Source organism: Microbulbifer sp. CNSA002 (genome assembly GCF_047324085.1).
Taxonomy (GTDB): Bacteria; Pseudomonadota; Gammaproteobacteria; order Pseudomonadales; family Cellvibrionaceae; genus Microbulbifer.
Genome location: NZ_CP172449.1, coordinates 2,653,987 through 2,671,562, shown reverse-complemented (window position 1 = coordinate 2,671,562; position 17,576 = coordinate 2,653,987). Strand labels below are relative to the sequence as shown.

The 17,576-nt window shown below is 42.4% G+C and carries 19 protein-coding genes; 10 read left to right on the top strand and 9 right to left on the bottom strand.

Going from position 1 to position 17,576, the window contains the following annotated elements; translation table 11 throughout:
* The first annotated feature begins 170 nt into the window (after window positions 1-170).
* From ACG1BZ_RS12040 to ACG1BZ_RS12005, 8 genes are all read left to right on the top strand, one after another.
* The gene (locus tag ACG1BZ_RS12040) at window positions 171-419 is read left to right on the top strand and encodes an EscF/YscF/HrpA family type III secretion system needle major subunit (RefSeq protein ID WP_226648311.1); all 249 of its coding nucleotides are present in this window, start codon (window positions 171-173) and stop codon (window positions 417-419) included.
* An 8-nt stretch (window positions 420-427) separates the two neighbouring features.
* Window positions 428-793: a hypothetical protein gene (locus ACG1BZ_RS12035; RefSeq protein ID WP_413662003.1), complete on the top strand. Its 366-nt coding sequence runs from the start codon at window positions 428-430 to the stop codon at window positions 791-793.
* A 12-nt stretch (window positions 794-805) separates the two neighbouring features.
* Window positions 806-1,129: a type III secretion system inner rod subunit SctI gene (gene sctI, locus ACG1BZ_RS12030; RefSeq protein ID WP_413662002.1), complete on the top strand. Its 324-nt coding sequence runs from the start codon at window positions 806-808 to the stop codon at window positions 1,127-1,129.
* Window positions 1,129-1,728, top strand: coding sequence for a type III secretion system inner membrane ring lipoprotein SctJ (gene sctJ, locus ACG1BZ_RS12025; RefSeq protein ID WP_413662001.1), 600 nt, complete (start codon window positions 1,129-1,131; stop codon window positions 1,726-1,728). The genes sctI and sctJ overlap by 1 nt, the downstream gene beginning before the upstream one ends.
* 12 nt (window positions 1,729-1,740) lie before the next feature.
* Entirely contained in the window at window positions 1,741-2,472 is a 732-nt protein-coding gene (locus ACG1BZ_RS12020; RefSeq protein WP_413662000.1) for a SctK family type III secretion system sorting platform protein, read from the top strand.
* Window positions 2,451-3,071: a type III secretion system stator protein SctL gene (gene sctL / locus ACG1BZ_RS12015; protein ID WP_413661999.1), complete on the top strand. Its 621-nt coding sequence runs from the start codon at window positions 2,451-2,453 to the stop codon at window positions 3,069-3,071. The genes ACG1BZ_RS12020 and sctL overlap by 22 nt, the downstream gene beginning before the upstream one ends.
* 284 nt (window positions 3,072-3,355) lie before the next feature.
* On the top strand, window positions 3,356-3,832 hold the full coding sequence (locus ACG1BZ_RS12010) for a CesT family type III secretion system chaperone (protein WP_413661998.1): 477 nt from the start codon (window positions 3,356-3,358) through the stop codon (window positions 3,830-3,832).
* Window positions 3,833-3,850: 18 nt separating this feature from the next.
* Entirely contained in the window at window positions 3,851-6,175 is a 2,325-nt protein-coding gene (locus ACG1BZ_RS12005; RefSeq protein WP_413661997.1) for a hypothetical protein, read from the top strand.
* 150 nt (window positions 6,176-6,325) lie between these two features.
* Here the strand turns inward: ACG1BZ_RS12005 and ACG1BZ_RS12000 are convergent, their stop codons facing one another.
* The 4 genes from ACG1BZ_RS12000 to ACG1BZ_RS11985 all read right to left on the bottom strand — a co-directional run bounded on the left by ACG1BZ_RS12000 (window position 6,326) and on the right by ACG1BZ_RS11985 (window position 10,228).
* A complete protein-coding gene (locus ACG1BZ_RS12000; protein ID WP_413661996.1) occupies window positions 6,326-7,579 on the bottom strand; it encodes a tyrosine-type recombinase/integrase in 1,254 nt (417 codons plus the stop codon).
* A 108-nt stretch (window positions 7,580-7,687) separates the two neighbouring features.
* Window positions 7,688-8,086 carry a hypothetical protein gene (locus ACG1BZ_RS11995; RefSeq protein WP_413661995.1) on the bottom strand — a complete coding sequence of 133 codons (399 nt, stop codon included), beginning with the start codon at window positions 8,084-8,086 and terminating at the stop codon, window positions 7,688-7,690.
* A gap of 96 nt (window positions 8,087-8,182) precedes the next feature.
* Window positions 8,183-8,611 (bottom strand): hypothetical protein, encoded by a 429-nt coding sequence (locus ACG1BZ_RS11990; RefSeq protein WP_413661994.1) that lies wholly within the window; start codon window positions 8,609-8,611, stop codon window positions 8,183-8,185.
* Between the two features lie 207 nt (window positions 8,612-8,818).
* Window positions 8,819-10,228, bottom strand: coding sequence for a S41 family peptidase (locus tag ACG1BZ_RS11985; RefSeq protein WP_413661993.1), 1,410 nt, complete (start codon window positions 10,226-10,228; stop codon window positions 8,819-8,821).
* Window positions 10,229-10,519: 291 nt separating this feature from the next.
* Between ACG1BZ_RS11985 and ACG1BZ_RS11980 the strand changes: the two genes are divergently transcribed.
* On the top strand, window positions 10,520-11,413 hold the full coding sequence (locus ACG1BZ_RS11980) for an enoyl-CoA hydratase/isomerase family protein (protein WP_413661992.1): 894 nt from the start codon (window positions 10,520-10,522) through the stop codon (window positions 11,411-11,413).
* A 245-nt stretch (window positions 11,414-11,658) separates the two neighbouring features.
* Here the strand turns inward: ACG1BZ_RS11980 and ACG1BZ_RS11975 are convergent, their stop codons facing one another.
* A complete protein-coding gene (locus ACG1BZ_RS11975) occupies window positions 11,659-12,225 on the bottom strand; it encodes a carboxymuconolactone decarboxylase family protein (RefSeq protein WP_282932840.1) in 567 nt (188 codons plus the stop codon).
* A 108-nt stretch (window positions 12,226-12,333) separates the two neighbouring features.
* Window positions 12,334-12,996, bottom strand: a complete 663-nt coding sequence (locus ACG1BZ_RS11970) for a peroxiredoxin-like family protein (RefSeq protein ID WP_413661991.1) — start codon at window positions 12,994-12,996, stop codon at window positions 12,334-12,336.
* Between the two features lie 192 nt (window positions 12,997-13,188).
* Here ACG1BZ_RS11970 and ACG1BZ_RS11965 point away from each other — a divergent pair, with 192 nt between their 5' ends.
* A complete protein-coding gene (locus ACG1BZ_RS11965) occupies window positions 13,189-14,082 on the top strand; it encodes a LysR family transcriptional regulator (protein ID WP_413661990.1) in 894 nt (297 codons plus the stop codon).
* Between the two features lie 147 nt (window positions 14,083-14,229).
* Here ACG1BZ_RS11965 and ACG1BZ_RS11960 read toward each other — a convergent pair whose 3' ends face one another.
* From ACG1BZ_RS11960 to ACG1BZ_RS11950, 3 genes are all read right to left on the bottom strand, one after another.
* Window positions 14,230-14,979 carry an alpha/beta hydrolase family protein gene (locus ACG1BZ_RS11960; RefSeq protein WP_413661989.1) on the bottom strand — a complete coding sequence of 250 codons (750 nt, stop codon included), beginning with the start codon at window positions 14,977-14,979 and terminating at the stop codon, window positions 14,230-14,232.
* Window positions 14,980-15,281: 302 nt separating this feature from the next.
* On the bottom strand, window positions 15,282-16,178 hold the full coding sequence (locus ACG1BZ_RS11955) for a peroxiredoxin family protein (protein WP_413661988.1): 897 nt from the start codon (window positions 16,176-16,178) through the stop codon (window positions 15,282-15,284).
* A gap of 381 nt (window positions 16,179-16,559) precedes the next feature.
* Complete coding sequence (locus tag ACG1BZ_RS11950; RefSeq protein WP_413661987.1) at window positions 16,560-17,375, bottom strand: hypothetical protein; 816 nt, start codon at window positions 17,373-17,375, stop codon at window positions 16,560-16,562.
* Window positions 17,376-17,576 lie beyond the last annotated feature (201 nt).

Here is a 17,576-nt window from a genome sequence, read left to right as displayed (position 1 = left end):
TAAGATTACCCCAAGCACCAGCTGATTTTCAATCTATAAGAAATCGACTAATTGCAATAAAAAGTGCCCAGGCTATTGTTAAAAGGCTGGGTATCGAGTATTTGACGCAGTAGAAAATTTACAATAATTCTATAATTTATAGTAATTAAAAATTAAATGAGGAAATTATAATGGCTTATACACCAATCGATACCAGTTTTTCTATTGAATCTGCTTCAGCTGTGTTATCTCCAGCCGCCAGTCAGGTAAGTACAGAAATGAATACGCAATCGGCAACTTTGGCTGCAAATCCAGATGATCCGGCAGCGCTGGCGAATTTTAATGCGTCTGTTGCAAAGTGGTCGGTTGTTATGAATGTTGTGTCCACTATAAATAAAGTAGTCAAAGATGCATCTATGTCTATAGTTCAAAAAATGTGAAAAAGGAAATGGAATTAAATAAAGCGTTGGCTGAGATCGCAGTTAGTGGTCTCTTGGAGGGCATGATTGGCGAAGCTGAAAGCATTATAAGTATGTTGGAGGCTGAATCCATCAGTGATATTTCCAAGCTGAGCTTGCGTTCATTACTGTTTATTTACAGTGATAATATTAAGTCAGCGATAGATTTACTTGAGCCCTGGTGTAAAGCGCATAACGATCAATTAGATATCCCCCATGGTTATCTAGCGCTAGCTTTGTGGCGATTCGGCAAGATCGATGACGCTGAAAGGCTTTGTCATCGACTGATAGAATCCTCTGCTGATTGCGCAAGCAAAAAATTAGCTAACGAAATTTGTGCACAAATAGGAAAATAGTAAGGTATTGATATGGATGCAATTTCTGGTGTTCAGCCAGTCGCATTTGACTCGCCCCTTTCAGATCCGGGTGGATTTTCTCAAAATCAAGAAGATGTTTTGGCCTCGGATGTAACTCTTGGGGATAAGTTTTTTCAGATTATTTCAGATACTAAGCAGGAAATTGGAGCTAAGACGAATGAAATTGAGTCTGCACTAAGTGTCGATGAAATTAAGCCCGTCGATTTGCTTAGATTACAGTTTGAGATTGCAGAAATTACTATCCAACAAGAGCTAATTAGCAAAGGTATCTCAAAAAGTACACAGAATGTCGATACCCTGCTCAAGGCACAGTAATGTTTAATCTGAGAATTTTATTAATTGTTGTATGTGTTTTGGTCTCTTCATGTAAGGTTGACTTGTATACCGGCCTGGAGGAGCAAGAGGGTAATGAAATGCTTGCTTTGTTATTGTCTGAGGGAGTCTCAGCCAGTAAGGCCGCGGGCAAAGGGGGGAGTATTACTTTGTTGGTTGAGGAGTCTCAGCTTACCCAAGCAGTAGAGTTGCTATCTAGGCACTCATTTCCTCGAAAGAAGTACGCAACTATTAATGAGGTTTTCCCTCAGGGGGGGTTGATACAGTCACCAATGGCGGATAGTGCTCGTTATACATTCGCCATGTCCCAGGATATTGCTTCTACTTTGTCGAATATTGACGGTGTTCTTACCGCCAAGGTGCATTTGGTACTTCCAGCTGAGGATGGAAGTAAAAACTCTAAATCTAACACTAAAACTATGGTTAAGGCTTCTGTGTTTATCAAATATGATAGCAGGGTAGCAATGAAGTCTTATATCCCACAGATAAAGGCAATGGTTGCGAATTCCGTAGATCAGCTTGACTATGAAAATGTGGCAGTCGTTATCTTCCCTGGCACCTCTAATTATTCCGATATTTAATATTGATATTTGATGGAAACTATAAGTAAGAAAGAATACAAGAAGGAACTACAAAATCCGATTTTTTTGATGTGGCTCAGAATGACCTATTGCCCAGTCCAGTGGGTGCATGCCAGTCGCTTGGGAAGTTTGTTTGAAGAAACACCTGTTGAGCTTCTTAATAGACAATGTTCACAGGTACTGATCAGGCGTCATTTGGGGATAAGAAATCTCGATTGGTCATTTTTTAACGTCCCGCTAACGAAGCTCTTGTTTGCTTCGCCAGAGGCTCTGAAACGTATCATGTTGATGATGGGCTATTTGTGTCTTGATATGAAGTTGGATCATATTATTGAGCGGGCAACAAGGCATGACTTATTCGCCCGATTATCTCATAATACTTTACGGAATCTAGAAGATTTATCACCTTTTCTCTTGCACAGTCGTCCATCAGTTTTTGATCAAATCAAATCAAAAGTTGATATGCCCAGTATTTCCAGATCGAAATCTGATGTTTGTATTGAGGTGGGTGAAGTAATTTTTTTCAATACCTTGCTATACATGATATCTCACTTTTACAAACTGCCGGATACTAATTTTTTGGAAAACTGGAAGACTCTTTATAGAGTGAGATTTCCAGAACAAGAATCACACGAATTAGTGGAAGAGTGGCAGTTGGATCCGTTAATCGATAGTCAGACATGTCTTTTAACAAGTAAGTTAGTGAAATATTTGGAGCCTGAATGCACAGCTTTGTTAAAATAATCCCCGGTTCTATTTGTACTCAAGCGGATCAGAGGATTATCAAAAAAGAGGATTATGCTGTATATCAAAAGTCTCAGGATATTCTTGCCCATGCTGAAGCATCTGCTTCTGAGATAATCGCCAATTCAGAGGCGTCAATAAAAGCGGGGTATGATCAAGGTTATAGAGATGGATTTGAGGCGGCGCTTTCTGAGCAAAGCGAAGCAATGTTATTAACGCTTCAGCTTTGTAGGAAGTTTTTGGATTCTCAACAAGATGAGATACTGCAGCTTGTTAAACTTGTACTTCAGAAAGTTCTTGGAGATCTGGATAATGATACGCAGCTGATTAAGCTTATCGAAAGCTCTGTAGCGGTTTATTATAATGTTGATAGCGCTAAGTTGCTTGTTGCGCCTGCCCAGTTTGAGCAAGCAAATCAGAAAATTATTGAACTTTTAAAAGACTATCCAACCCTGACTAACTTCGAAGTTGTTTCAGATGAAAAAGTTGCTCTCGGTAGTTGTATCCTTGAAACGCCAATAGGAATACTTAACTTGTCATTGGAATCTCAGTTATCTGTAATTCAGCGCTCACTTGGGTCGCATGTAGACTTTATGTAGGCTGTATTTTTAGATTCTTTTTTGATGTCTGTTTACAATGCCGGCTTGATGAATTAGTGTCAATTTTCTGATGCCACTACTATCTTAAGTTGTAGTTCATTAGTTTATAGTTGAGAGTTAATGGATAGTTAATACTCCATTTTCGGCCCAAATTAAGAAAAAATCCTACTTCCTCTTGGGTGGAAATATTATGTTCACATAAGTATTAGATACTATATTTAGTGTCGGGACTTCTCTCTATTGAGCGGAGTCGATGTTAATTTTTGTATCTTAAGAGTGGCATGATGCATAGTAATATCGTTGATTATATATCTGAGCTGGGACGTAGGATAGGTATTAACGATCTTGTGTTAGATGAGAATTTGCAGTGTGGACTTGCTACACCTCACGGCATGCTTATCACTATTACAGCTGATCAAGATAGTGATATCGTTATTTTTGAAGTCGATATTATGAATTTGGATTCTCCGGGAACGGCACGTGAAAATCATTTGCTTAAAATATGTATGTGGAACTATGTAAATTTTTCTCCGGGCCATCCTGTTCTATTGGCGAATGGAATTACCGAGATTGTAAATTTGGTGGGGATGTTTGATTGTTCTAAGGATGATTACGATAATTTTGAGGTCGTGTTAAGTCGATATATAGATCTTGCAGAAAGTTGCCGTAGTGAACTCTTATCGGCAGATTCGTTGCCTAATTCATCTTTGCAGCAAGATGATTACGCCTTACTCGAAAAAGGACTTTTATTGAAGGCTTAATAAGCTAGGTGTCATTTTATGTGCGGTCCCGGTTCTGTATCCAGTAAAAAAAACAATGAGAGTTCTCGATCTGATAAAGTGTCAGAAAACCCTCTACCACCTAATTTGAGAAAGCTAGGTAAGAAAACGAGTAAGACGAATTCTACCTTATACCGATCTGAAAAAGTGGTTAAGACTCTGAAAGAACGCCATGGATCACTGGTTAGACAGCTTAAGCCTGTTGATACTAAAGGTTCTTTTTGGTCTGATCGAGGTAGAGTTAATTCCAAAAGGTTAGCTGAAATATTACCGCTATTGCCTGGGCGTGGTATTGATTTAAAAGATTATACAATTACTAGTATTGCTAGCTATGGAAAAAGTAATTCTCAAGACGTTCATGAAGAGATAAACTCTCAAGAGGTTCGGGTAATTATGCCTCGCAGTAGCAGGGTTTCAAAGCTTCGCAATCGTGTTTTGAAATGCTTTACTATATTTAAATCTGATACTATAAAGAATGCTGCTAAAATTAATCAGAATATGATGCGCGGGGGTAAAGTTTCAGGTTCGAAGAGTGAGGTTGAAGGTAAAGTTGAAGATCAGATTAATACCGCTCTCAATGAAAAGGTAGTGCCCTCAAGCGTTGATAGCGCGACTACTAGTGTGGGGATTGTTGAATATCTTGCCGGCATAAGAAGTTGCATTAAACTACTAAGGGAGAATGCCTCTGAAAAGCTAGGAAAGGCCAAGTCGATACTGGTTCTGGATAGATTGGTTAAACGAGCGGATGCCTTGTTAAATCGAAAGCTAGAATTACTTAAAGAATTGGAAGTGTATGAACAGGCAACTCAGCAATATCAGTCAATTCAGAAGCAATTGGGCGGATTGGATGAGAAGTTAAAGGATATTTCTCTAAGAATAATATCGTTAAAAAATCGTATCGATAACTCCGATGTGGAACTTGTAGGGAGTACAGAAGATGCCATTGCTCGGGTAAAAATAGTTAGGTATTGCTTCAGTATTATTGGAACATCTCTATCTGTTGCTGCAAAACTCACGCCTGAGGGTAATGCAGTTATGGTTGCAGCTTCTGCGTTTGGGGTATCCGGGGGGGCGCAGACACTTGCGGGTGTTTTAGATGTAATTTCTTTGAAGTCTGCGTTTAAATCTTCCATGCGTTCTGAACGTCTGAATTCAAGTTTAACCAATAAGATACGTAACCTTAATAATGAACTGAAGGAAGAACGCCAGGCTATTTCTGTTAAGAAGAAGGCACTGGAGGCAGCTGTGAAGCGGCTTTCGAAGGATGATTCTAGTACTGAAAAGACCATTTATCAGCTATTGAGTGGCCGTATTGTTACGGAATCCTCTGCTGATGCGATCGAAAATATATTAAGTGTCCCGGATTTCAATACCGTGAAAAATCTATTTAGAGATTTGATGTGTCTTTTCACGGCAATGGGGCGAAGGCAGGACCAGATTGAACTGCTGCAGGCGATTCTTAGAAAACAACCTGGTTTTACCAGTAATCTTTTAAAGCCCTATTCGAAAGTAATGACTACTGCAGGATATATGTCAGGCGCGGTTGCAGGTTCTGCTTCTCTCGCAATGGTATTAGGGGCCAGTGGAGCCGTTGGTGTTGTAGCCGTTGCCTCACCTGTTGGTCTTGTGTTTGCGGCAACTGGCGCAGCAGCAGCTTTGGGTATAACAGGATTAAATTCTTCTATTCAATTTGTGGATAATAGAAGACTCTCCGTTGTTATCAATAATTTTGTGGGTAAAGGCAGAAAGATCAAGCAGAAATTGAAAGCAAGGGTGCCAGAGAAGACTCAGACTCAAAATTTGGTACGGGGCTCGCAGAGTACTTCTAATTCGGAAGAGGTATCTCGTTCTTCGAAAGGCGAGGTTCCAGGAAATGCTGCTGAAGAAGCAATCGCAGATAAAGGGGCAAGACTTATTCAGAGTGACTATGGTTTGGCTCATCAGGACTTATTTAGCTCGATAACTGAGTCAAACATTTTACCAAAGGTAATATCGGCTTCACCTAGGGGTGTTTTAGATAGAGTTTTTGATCAGCTCTGCTTAGAGTTTAGTGATATTCTTGATGACGATAAATATCTACCGGATATCAGTATTCCAAATAATCGATTGGCAGCTATTAGGATCAACAATCCAATTAAACAGCATGAAGACTATGAGGAAATTTGGCAAAAATCTTTGACGGTAAAACTCTTGAGAGATGTACTGAGCCCCATAATGAAAGATGAGACATTCGAGCAGACGATTGAAGGTGTTTTAGAGGCAACTCGAGTGTGCCAGGTCGATGTGGCAAAGGGCATTTTGGCGAAGCTTATCAATGTCAAATAATTTGGAATAGTTTAAGTAAAACCTGAAATATTCTCCTGAATATCGGGCCAATAAAACCGTACAGGTAAAAAATACCGATTGACCCCGAATCGGTCAAGCACCTTATAAAGTACTTTTCGCTGCTAAATACAAAAGGGCAGGGCGGTAGTATTACCGCTCCTCCTTTACCCGCTTACTCCGCCCACTTTCATGTCGCTCCCGCATATCAGAATCAATATAGCGATCGGTAGTGGCCATACTTGCATGACCCGCGTCATCGCGCACATGCTCGCGGGGACGGTACTTCACATCTTCAGAAATACCCGTATGGCGTAGCCAGTGAACAGTAGCTGCCTTGAGATCTTCAGCATCTTCCCCTAAGCCCTCTTCAACCATCCGTTGGTGGGCAGCATCAAAGCAGTTTTGAACAATCAGACGCACCTGTCGGGTACTGGTAACCGGTCCCTTGCCACGGGACTTGTGCACCAGAGGTGTCTGCTCATTAATGCTGGGCAGAGCAGGGAGCTGCAAATAAGTTCTGTAGCGCTTCAAAGCTCTCAGCATTTGATCGCAAACAGTGATTGCCCGGCCTTTGTTTCCTTTACCCGTAACGTGAAACCACCAGTTTCCGTCGCGATCTTTCTTGAAATCACCCATAACTGGTGCCGATCTTTCATCCGCAACCAACTCAGAGATTCGCAAATACATAGCGAATAGGGCGTTCATAATGAATAAAGTTCGCTCGTGATCAGTTGGTGATGTCTCGGCCATGATCTCAGCAGTCTCCAGGACATAGTCCCACTGCAAGTTGCTGATTCGGCGCACAACCTGGCTTTGTTGCTCACGTCGAACAAACTTACTTTTCTGGCGAATCAGTGCCACAGGATTGGCTGGAACCAAGCCTTCTTGATAGAGAAAATCGAAGAAGGATGATAATGCAGTAAAGGTGCATTTGATCGCTGCCTGGGATGGCCGGAACTCCTTGGGAGAAGCCGTTTTACCAGCACGAAATTCAACTTTGGACACACTGACTACGAATGGCCGCCAATCGGCATTCACAACGCGCTCGCCATTTTGTGTTTTGAACCTGGCAACATTTTTAGTTCCGATCCAGGCAATTGGTGGCTCAATGCAAAACTGCACAAACTCCTCAATGTGTTCGCGCTTCAGAGTCATTATTGAAACTTCTTCAATGCGCCAAGCCCATTGCAGCAAGCGCTCAAGTTCACGGCGGTAGCTGTTAAACGTGGCCTGGCTGCCGTTATAGCTGTAAAGAAACTTAAGCGTGAACTCCAGATCGGTATCAGCACCAGGAATCTGCTTGCTGAGATAACGGCTAGCTGAAAAGCTGGTGCAGCGGAATGGATTCTCAAGATTGCTCAGGTTGTCGATGATTGGTGCTGGTGGCCGGTTGGAAGCAGACATAGAAATATAGATTTGTTGTTGGAATGCGGCAAATTATACGGAAAAACAGGCATTTATAAAATATCCGATATTCACAAATATCGGAAATAACGGGAGCCCTGGTGGGGCCTAGGTTTGAAGTTTTTTCTTGGCGGTTTTTTCCGATATCCACGTATCCCCTTGCTGTGGGAATGCCTGGTTGCGGTGCTCAGGTCGAACCTGGATGCAATCCAGCTCCCCGATGATTTCCTGTAGTGCTCCCATGACGCTCTCCGTTTGTTTTGGGTCCTGGACAACAAGGTTAACCAGGTCAGGGTTTATGCTCGCGAGGAACTGCCGGAGCGGCTGAACTTCGTTAGCAAATATTGTTAGCTGCACATCAAACGGAGCCGGGTTATCTACCAAGATTCCAGCTCCTGCACATTCGTCACAAACTCTCCATGTTCGATCAATGCCTGTCCCTGCGCACGTACTACAAAGCCTCACCGAACCTGGACCATCATCAACTTTGGTCTTAATTTGAATCATTTCGGTCTTGCCGACTTTAGAGGAAGCTTCTTTGGAGGAGGCAAAATATAATAACAGAGTATATCTGGCGTGTGAGGCTTACAAGAAAATGTCAAACTAAAGGGGCCACTCTTTCAGCATATCACTAGTAATATACTGGTCAGGCTCATACTTACTTAGAAATCTTTTGAAATCCATCCCGAGCTTTCCCAGCGAGGATTTGGACATCGAATCTAAGTCTTTCAGTACAAAGCCTACCTTCACAGCCCCCTCGATATTAGCTTGGTACTTAGTCAGCACTGCATTCCAGAGGAAGGAAATAGGACGAGCCCATTCTCGCAAATTGCCGCTATAAGATAAAGGTACAAACTTCCCGCTAGAGTCAAGTATCCAACCATCTTTTGCTTTTGATCGCCGATTCTCCAGAGTGACAAATCTCTGCTCGTCCAAAAAACGAGCCCCTAGTGCTTTGAAGCTACTCTTTTTGTGCACTGTAATTTTTCCATTTAAAAAGCACACCACAGGAAATGTAATAACCGAATCCATTTATTATCCTTCGATTACTCGCCCTTTCCAGCTTCAAGCCTTGCCCCAACTGGTAACGCATACACCATCAAATTTTCGCTCCTCTCGGTAGATAAGTGGCCCTCTGCAATGCACACTTAAATTCAAATGAGCCACTTTGACCTTGAGTCACATGTGTTTGGGTGGGTTGTGCCCACCCTATTTCGTTATGAATTATCTGACACGGGGTTACAGTCGATTGTCCTCTAGGTACTTTAGCGCAACACTTAATGCTTCATCAGGCTCTGTATTGATATCGGGTTGAATTTTATATATTAGCTCGCCGCGTATCGAGGTTGTCTGCCCTATTGGCAGCGCAATTGTCGTACCGTTTGCAAATTCAAATGTATGATTCGAAGACATCAATCCGGCTGTCTCTGATCCTATTAGAATACTGTTTTCTCGATCTGAAAAAGCTTGGGCGAGCATCTCTGGCGCACTACCAGTATCATTACTTATCAGTAAAATTACTCTAGCTTTTGAGACAGGATGATGAATAGTAGAATTATCTTTCCGTGCTAGAGATCTTTCCATTGACGCCCTATTACCGGCCTCAACACTACCGTCTTTTAACCAGAAAAATTCTTCCGATCCGTCAACGAGTTGGGTTGAATAGAGCTGCTGATCTGAGAAAAACTGTCTGGTAAGATTAAATAGCGGGACCAGATTGCCTCCTGGTTGATCACGCAAATCAATAATCCAATTCTGTATTCCGTTTTCACTATATTTCTCGATTAGTGCGTCTGTGCGGGCGAATTCCGCCTGCCGAGCTGCTTCAGAACCAAACTTCTTGGGGAGAGAAATTAAGGCAGTTTTATTGCCAACTAAACTTAACACACTCTTCTGCTGTCTTGTCTCTTCATGTGCAGAGGTCTTAGCACGATTAAGAATTATTAGATGTCTATGATTGAGTTTTGAAAATAATGCGGTGAGAGCTGCATCTGCTTGATCATCGTTTTGAACTCCCATAAAAACGTCGTCTGCATATTGTTCGAACTCTGTAATATCGATCGTGTCGCGCAAAATGTAGTGATCTTTGATCAGTGAAAGCGCATATTCTTTGAGTTTGTCGTAAGACTTATTCGATTCAGCCTCAGTTTTATCTTGTAATAATTGCACATCTCCCAGCCACACTTCTCCAGATGAAAACATAAGATAACCGACTATTGCATTTGTCGCTTTACTAAGGCGTGGGACGCTCACGGAAACTGTGCGCCAATCGTGAGTTCCACTAACTGGATCATTTCTCATCTCGTACAGATAAAGGGGTGATCCATTGCCTTCAACCTTAACGATAAAGTGGCCAGTTTTAGTTACTTCGTTCGACTTGATTTTAAATTTTAATTCTGTTGGCCCCTTATGGAAAATTGATGGGTCAATATCAAGAGTCATAAATAGTTGGCTGTCAGCTTGAGCTACTATATGCGCCAAAGCCCCTTCTGATGTTGAAATAATATTGCGAGTAGCGTTGTTAGTCTGAAATTTCCATTCCTCAGAAATTTGTAAGGTCTTCGAGTCTGATACAGGTGCTGAAAGAGCATTTTGTGATAGAGCTAAAAAAGTCAAAACTGCAGTATTAATTATTGTTTTAAAGTGCATGGTCGCCGCCTTTCCTGTCGCATCCTCAAGCAAAGTTAAATTGATGCTAAAGTTTTAAGAAATGGATATTAGAATAGGTGTGTAACCATCTAATCATTGCAGGATGAAAAGTACAAGATTTTATTGTGGTAGCAAATAAAGTTTTATTATCTGAAAAAGGTTCATCCGTACTAACTTATTGCGGTATATATTGATCCATTCTTAATCGGTACCTGGATCAAATCCTTATTTGGTGTATCAAGGGTAGGTTTTAAATATTACTTCAACGCCACATGATAAAGGTCTTATGATATGGAATATCATCATATTAAATATGAGCAAAATGGCCCTGTAGCCATCGTTACTTTTAACCGTCCAGAGGTTAAGAACTGTATTGGTACTCGCGCTCACCGCGAGCTGGTGGATGCATTCGATCGCTTTCGTACCGATGACGGAGCTAAAGTTGCGGTAATCACCGGTGCTGGCGATTCTGCATTTTGTGCAGGGGGTGATTTGAAAAGCAATCTTGCTGCAACTGAACCCACCAATCACCCCGATCCTGACGTGGCTGTTTTATGTCCTGTAGAACCCGCTGATATTGCCCGACATAATCGAGGTGAAGCTCCAGGTATTATCGGTCCATCCCGCTGGACCGATATTTATAAGCCTATCATTGCGGCTGTGAACGGAATTGCTTATGCGGGTGGCTTTGAGTGGGCATGTTTTGCTGATATGCGGATTGTAGAAGAACACGCATCCTTTGGAATGACTTGTCGTCGTTGGAATATCGGCTTAGCCGATGGTGGTACTCAGCGTTTGCCGCGTATTGTTGGTATGGGGCGAGCGCTGGAGTTAATCATCACGGGAAAAGTTATTAATGCTGAAGAAGCTTATCGCATTGGATTGGCCAACGAAGTGGTGCCAAAGGGAGCCGCATTAGGTCGTGCCGTTGAGTTAGCACAGTATATCTCTACCCTTCCCCAGCCAGCGATTCACTCTGATAAAGAAGCCGCCATTCGTGGTTATGGAAAGGATCTTGATGAAGGTCTACGAATTGAGGCTGAGTGCTTCAACCGATTATTCAGCGACTCTGAATCCAGAGCAGAGCTATCCGAAGGCTTGAGGCGCTTTAACGAGCGCGATCATCCTGACCGAGTGCGAGGACAAGCCAAAACGCCCGGCATTATTCGTAGCGAAATGGAGTAATTGTAATAAGCCAAAAGAAGGCTGTATTCAAGAGGATGTATTGTTTAGGGGCTTAGATACCACGAATATATCTCGGACAATGTAGTAGAGGCCCATAGTGGCTATATGGGCCTCATTACTTTGGTGAATCAGTGGGGTTCTTATCTGTAGTAGTTCAGACTTGATCTGGACAGCCGCCCTCTTCCCAAGGCCCAGTCTTGATTGGACGCATGAATCGGATACATGTTGTTTATTTGCTGTTACGCTCAACCATTTGAATCCATATCCTTACTCCAAGCCATTGGCAAAAACGCATCATCGAGACTGACATTCAGATTGTGGGTAGAGTAATTCGAGAGTACTTTTAGGCTAGTTCCAACTATCACCTCTAGAACCGTCTCTTTCGTATAACCTGCTGCAAGAAACGCCTCAACTTCCTCTTCTGTAGCCCATCCACGTTTCTCATTGATAATGACACTGAATGCTCGGAGCGCTTCGAGTTTAGGGTCATCGAGTGTTTTACCGCTACGCAGAGCCTTGATTACATTTTCATCTACACCGGCCATTTTGCAAACTGCGGTATGCGCAGCCATGCAGTAGGTGCAACCGTTTAGGCGGCTGTTTGTCATCAGGATTATCTCTCGCTCCGTTTCGCTCAAGCGAGATTTATCGAATAATCCCATAAGTGTTAGGTAGCTCTCCACCATTACAGGTGATTCGGCCATGGTTGCCATTAGATTGGGTACAAATCCCATTTTCTTTTTAGCGGCTTCTAGAGTGGGCTTAGAGGCTTCTGGTGCTGTTTCAATTGTGTAACGTGTAAAATTGACCATGAGTCTTACCATATAAGTTGGGTTTTACGGTGCTCGATATCGATTTACATTGAGTGCTTCCACCTCTTTGGCGCTAGTCAGCGCTAAAGAGGTGGAGGTGTTTACATACTATGCAGTTGTAGACTGACTGAGCTTTTCAAGTACGGGAAATAAGTCGCTGGGTTCGGGGCGACGTGTATAGTCAGGATTCACCTCCGCATATGCGATTGTTCCATCGGTATCTATGACATATCTTGCAGGCATAGGTAAGTTCCACGCGCCGTCACGATGGATGGTCGGGAGTTCGACTTTGAACACCTTGTGGAACTCAATTACATAAGGTTGTAATGTCCAGCGGATACCAAACTCTTCAGCAAGCTTTCCACTTTGATCAGTCAGAATTGGGAAGCTTAGCTTGTTATCCCTCTGAGATTTGCGGCTTTCAGCGGGCCCTTGCATGGAAATAGCAACCAGGGTTGCGCCACGCGCTTTGATCTCTGCAGCAACTTCTTCTAACGCTTGCAGCTCAATATTGCAGTACGGGCACCACACGCCTCGATAGAACGTTAGAATAACGGGCCCTTTGGCAAGGAGTTCTTCCAGGACAAGGTCGTTACCTTCTGAATCTGGCAATGTAAAGTATGGGACTTTCTCCCCTACTTTAATCGAACGTTCAACTTGGCCACTAGCAGCCAATTCCCTGGATGATCTGGCAAAGGCTTCAAATGCTCCTTCCGGGGCCTGTTGTTTAAATACTTCTTTGAAAGCATCTAGTTTGTCTTGAAGAGACATAACCTATTCCTCTAATGGTTTAAAGTTTGGAAGCGCGAGCTTTGGGTAAGCCTTCGATGTGACCTGGCTAATTCTCCAATTGGTCTCTATGCAGGTACTTACGCCAAACCACTATTGGGAAGATTAGTTACTTTGATTTGCGCTATAAACATGCTATTTTGATACTCATTGTATCCATTGGGGACACAATCTGTGTTTCAACAAGCCCATTTGAACGAAATAGTTGTATTTATTGCTGTTGCCGAACATGGAAGCTTTACAAAAGCGGCGGCATCATTGAACTCAACCAAATCAGGCGCTGGTAAGGCAGTGAAGAAGCTTGAGGAGGAATTGGGTCTTAAGCTATTCAACAGAACCACACGAAGTATCAGGCTGACAGAAGAAGGCAAAATATTTCTAGATGCCGCAAAACATGCGTTAGAAACAATCAATGAGGCCAGGCTTTTACTGCATGCCAGGAAGGATGAGCCTGCTGGACGATTGCGTATCAATTTGCCAATAGGCATAGGCCGAACTATTGTCAGTGCTTTGAAGGGGTTCACGCAGTTGCATCCCAAGGTTACGGTCGAGGTCTCTCTTTCAGACAGTCTAGAGGACGCTATTAGAGGTGAATGGGATGTCGTCGTGAGGATTGGTGAACTGGAAGATAGTTCTTTTATCGCAAAAAAAATATGTGAAACCAGACGTATCCTGTGCGCTTCACCTGAATATCTTTCACAAAAGGGTATGCCAAAGACTTTGGAAGATTTAAAGGAGCATGATTCTCTTGTTTTCCGTGCACCTACAGGAAAATTGAGAGGCTGGTTGTTCCAAGAAGATGGAGGCCCAATTACTGAATTTTCCCCCTCACCGCTAGCAATATTCAGAGATGGACGAACTCTGATTGACGCAGTGGTAGCCGGTATGGGAATAGCTCAGGTATATGATAAAGCGCTTGGCTTTTCTGTTCAAAATAGTGAAGTTGTTGAGTTATTCCCAGAGAAAGCAGTTCCAGGACCGCCTGTTAGCGCACTGATTCCCAGTGGTCGAGCGATGCCGGCAAAGACCAGAGTCTTTATCGAGTTTCTAAAAAAGGAACTGAGTTAAGCCCCGGATTACTAGGTGGACTAGGAGCAACCTAAATTCCAACTAGTGCTGTTTCTATTGTTCTTTACTGCCCAGCTCTCGATAGTTGGCGGTTCTTTACTGTTGCAAGGCTTCAAAGTTCGATATTACTCTCTGTAACATCCGATATTAATTAATGTATCTTTGAACCCAGGCTCCAATAACATTACCGACATATTCAGCATCTGCTTTTTTCATAAGCAAATGATCGGCTTTGTCTAAAGAAATAAAACTTTTAGGATGGTTCGCAGCAGCGAATATTTTCGCCGCATGCTCAATTGAAACAGTGCTGTCTAGTGGTGAATGCATTACTAGCAGCGCTTTCCTTAATTCCTTAAGGTTAACCAAGACGTCTGCTTCATTTATATCATCAATGAATTGCTTCTTTAGCGTAAACTCTCGGCCAGCCAGAACCACTCTTGCCTGACCTGTTTTATTGATGCTATCGAGTTCCTCTTTAAACATATGCTGGATGTGTTTAACATCACTTGGGGCAGCTATAGTAACAACAGCTTTAGCTGTCTTTATCATACCAGCGGCTTTCAAAACGGCAGCACCTCCAAAACTATGCCCAATTAACAATTTTGGTGCCTCGAAGCGGTTTTCGATTTCACTGTAAGCACTAAGTAAATCTTCAACATTGGATGAAAAATTAGTATTGGAAAAATCTCCATCACTATTACCCAATCCAGTGAAGTCAAACCTTAATACTGATATTCCTTTACTCGTTAATGACTTACAAATATTGCTTGCTGCAATAATATCTTTTGAGCAAGTAAAGCAATGTGCAAAAATTGCATAAGCCTTTGGGATTCCAGCAGATTCTTCTAACTTACCCTTTAATTCTACGCCATCACGATTTGGGAAGTTAAACTCCATGACGTTCTCCAATTTCAATTACTTATAGAATACTCTAATCTCAACAAGGAAAAACCCCTGTCTATCATAGAAAGGGGTATGTGAATATGTGATAGTTTTTTATATGTCAACTGATATAAGGTAGACCTATATTTGCTTAGGCATCGATAGAATCTTCAGGCTTTATATAATCCATATTGGTTGTTCTAAGGCATTTACTTAATCCAGGTTCAGGCCTGCGACAATATTGCTAGCTAGACAGTTATCTTTCACTCTTCATGGGCCTATCGATAAGCTCTATGAGAGATTGATATTTTACCTCACTAGGCGGTACCTTTGAGAGTTGGGTTAGCATCTAAAGTCTGCGGCTTTGAGCCTTCAAAAACATGCAGAAACGTTGTCGGGTCTGGGCGTCTCCGATAATTGTCGGTCTCATCACCGAATATAACCGTACCATCTTCATTCAGTGCTATCACTGTGGCCATAACGGTATCCTTAGGGTACCCAGGCATTCCTGCAGGGGAACCGTCAATATCTTCAATGCCTAGGGCTTTAGCACCCATTAAGTTGTCATCTTGAAGAATTTCAAAATGACCAGGTAGGTCAAGCTTGTCGGCTAACTTCCTTGAGTTATCGTAGCCTTGGTTAGAGATAAACTTTACCTTCACATCATATTGCTTAAGTGTCTCAGCATACTTCTTCACTTCTTTTAACTGGTTCATACAAAATGGGCACCAGTTGGCTCTAAAGAACACTAATAGTGTTTTAGATTCGTCAAAAGAAGTGGAAGACACAGCCGATTTATCTAATCGATTAAAGTTCATTTCAGGCAGTTTTTGGCCTTTTGATATGGCCTTGCTCTTTCTGCGGTTGTAAACGGAGAATGACCAGACATACCAATGAAGGGATACGAAGCCCAGGGCAGCAGCTGCAATAGGAACGTACTGAGACAAGGACATTGGAGCCTGGTTCGAATAAGTTGAATAAGCAACCAGTGCAACTCCTAAAAAGTTAACGGCTTGAATAACTGGCAGCCTTTCTGATGTTCTTGAAATGCTGAACACGTTTGTTAAGACCATCAAGAAAAATGGTAAAGGTAGGGTCGCTAAAAGTGCGCCGACCCAAACCGGATCGCCGCCAGACATATAGATCATGATGCCGGACCCTACTCCGCCAAGCATGTTTAATAGAATCATTGGTAAAATAAGTTTTGCTTTCATTTCAAGCTCCTGAAGCGTTGGGTTAATGTCCAAAACTTGCGATCTATCCTAGTACATCACATTGACTCAATAATTAGTTCAAATAGAGAAACAATGTTGCGAAAACGGATACAATCGGATTTATTTTATCGATCTATTAGTAGTGGCTGGCATGAGTAACTTACACTCAGTTCTAGCAGGATTTTAGTATTTCTTAACAAATAAAGGAGCTAGTAAGCTGGAAGAAGGTGTAAAGATGTAGACAAGATCAGACCACGATCTGACAGATCGTCTTGAATAAGAAGGGTTTACCGGTTTTGATGAAAGTGCCTAAACCTAAAAGCAAAACCAAGGATAAACCCCATGGTCCATACTAATGATCGCATCATCAAACATTAACTGCTAGGTGATTTCGATTGCAATACCACTCCAAACGTAACTATGCCTTCCAGCGTTTTGATGACGCAACGTTCGCCATCCAATATCAGCCCTCCAAACTGGTTGATCTTCATTCGGGTTATAATATTTGACTGTGGTCCCATCCTTGGCAACCAGGATATTATGGAAACCCATTTCATGAGCAGACCCAGGGGAAGGGCCTCGAAACATCATAAAAGCGCAATTGTAATAGGTGTCGGTAAGCAAGTTCCTCGGCATTCCCCCATTACTAGCTGGCTGTATGAGATTTGTAAACAACGCATTATAATCAACTCTATTGCCCGGCTGCGCGAATTGAAGGCACATGTCTTTCTGGGTCGCGTCATATAAAATCCGACCGGTACGCCCAGGGCACTGGGTATTCACATAGTTTCGCACACGCATCGGCGAACTATTGTTGGCCGCCACTAAGGGGTGGTCGGCACCGTTTGGCATCGGAGGTAGGTCCCCATTCTGCCATTTGATAGCGCGCCACAGAGTGTCTTCCACAAAACTCTGTGGCCTTGGCGCACGGAGATCAAATCCTGACACTGCGATCTCGGTGCAGTGAGCGGCGCAAGAATTACCGTTCTGACTCGGTAAAGTTTTAAGATTCAACATCAAAATTTCCTTTTTCGTTGTGCTTGACAGTGAGAGTAGTGAGTCCAATGTACCAATTTGATAGGCAGTAATATATAAAATGGAGTGAAAAATAAGATTACGAGTTATTACGTAACCAGCAGTAAAGCCGCGTACTTCCCTTTCCTGATTTAAGGGCCATTTTTTCAATGCGACTTTCAAAGGACTTCGAGACTGAAGCAGCTCTGTCTGAGTAACAACACAAAGATATAAATTCTTAAATCAATCGCTATAGCAGTTCTACGGTCGTTAGTAACCATAGAGATTTTATTAATAAAAAAGGGTAATGTTTTAGTCAGCGTTTTAGCCTCCACATCCTTGGCATAATCGTATAAATTTAATAATGCCGTTAGGAAGGGCTAT

What these genes read in the sequence shown, in the direction of transcription:
- ACG1BZ_RS11960 (WP_413661989.1), bottom strand. Translation starts at nt 14,979, where the DNA reads ATGGAGTTTAACTTCCCAAATCGTGATGGCGTAGAATTAAAGGGTAAG.
- ACG1BZ_RS11980 (WP_413661992.1), top strand. Translation starts at nt 10,520, where the DNA reads ATGGAATATCATCATATTAAATATGAGCAAAATGGCCCTGTAGCCATC.
- ACG1BZ_RS12020 (WP_413662000.1), top strand. Translation starts at nt 1,741, where the DNA reads ATGGAAACTATAAGTAAGAAAGAATACAAGAAGGAACTACAAAATCCG.
- ACG1BZ_RS11955 (WP_413661988.1), bottom strand. Translation starts at nt 16,178, where the DNA reads ATGAAAGCAAAACTTATTTTACCAATGATTCTATTAAACATGCTTGGC.
- ACG1BZ_RS12000 (WP_413661996.1), bottom strand. Translation starts at nt 7,579, where the DNA reads ATGTCTGCTTCCAACCGGCCACCAGCACCAATCATCGACAACCTGAGC.
- ACG1BZ_RS12010 (WP_413661998.1), top strand. Translation starts at nt 3,356, where the DNA reads ATGCATAGTAATATCGTTGATTATATATCTGAGCTGGGACGTAGGATA.
- ACG1BZ_RS12040 (WP_226648311.1), top strand. Translation starts at nt 171, where the DNA reads ATGGCTTATACACCAATCGATACCAGTTTTTCTATTGAATCTGCTTCA.
- sctJ (WP_413662001.1), top strand. Translation starts at nt 1,129, where the DNA reads ATGTTTAATCTGAGAATTTTATTAATTGTTGTATGTGTTTTGGTCTCT.
- ACG1BZ_RS11995 (WP_413661995.1), bottom strand. Translation starts at nt 8,086, where the DNA reads ATGATTCAAATTAAGACCAAAGTTGATGATGGTCCAGGTTCGGTGAGG.
- ACG1BZ_RS12005 (WP_413661997.1), top strand. Translation starts at nt 3,851, where the DNA reads ATGTGCGGTCCCGGTTCTGTATCCAGTAAAAAAAACAATGAGAGTTCT.
- ACG1BZ_RS11970 (WP_413661991.1), bottom strand. Translation starts at nt 12,996, where the DNA reads ATGTCTCTTCAAGACAAACTAGATGCTTTCAAAGAAGTATTTAAACAA.
- sctI (WP_413662002.1), top strand. Translation starts at nt 806, where the DNA reads ATGGATGCAATTTCTGGTGTTCAGCCAGTCGCATTTGACTCGCCCCTT.
- sctL (WP_413661999.1), top strand. Translation starts at nt 2,451, where the DNA reads ATGCACAGCTTTGTTAAAATAATCCCCGGTTCTATTTGTACTCAAGCG.
- ACG1BZ_RS11985 (WP_413661993.1), bottom strand. Translation starts at nt 10,228, where the DNA reads ATGCACTTTAAAACAATAATTAATACTGCAGTTTTGACTTTTTTAGCT.
- ACG1BZ_RS11990 (WP_413661994.1), bottom strand. Translation starts at nt 8,611, where the DNA reads ATGGATTCGGTTATTACATTTCCTGTGGTGTGCTTTTTAAATGGAAAA.
- ACG1BZ_RS12035 (WP_413662003.1), top strand. Translation starts at nt 428, where the DNA reads ATGGAATTAAATAAAGCGTTGGCTGAGATCGCAGTTAGTGGTCTCTTG.
- ACG1BZ_RS11975 (WP_282932840.1), bottom strand. Translation starts at nt 12,225, where the DNA reads ATGGTCAATTTTACACGTTACACAATTGAAACAGCACCAGAAGCCTCT.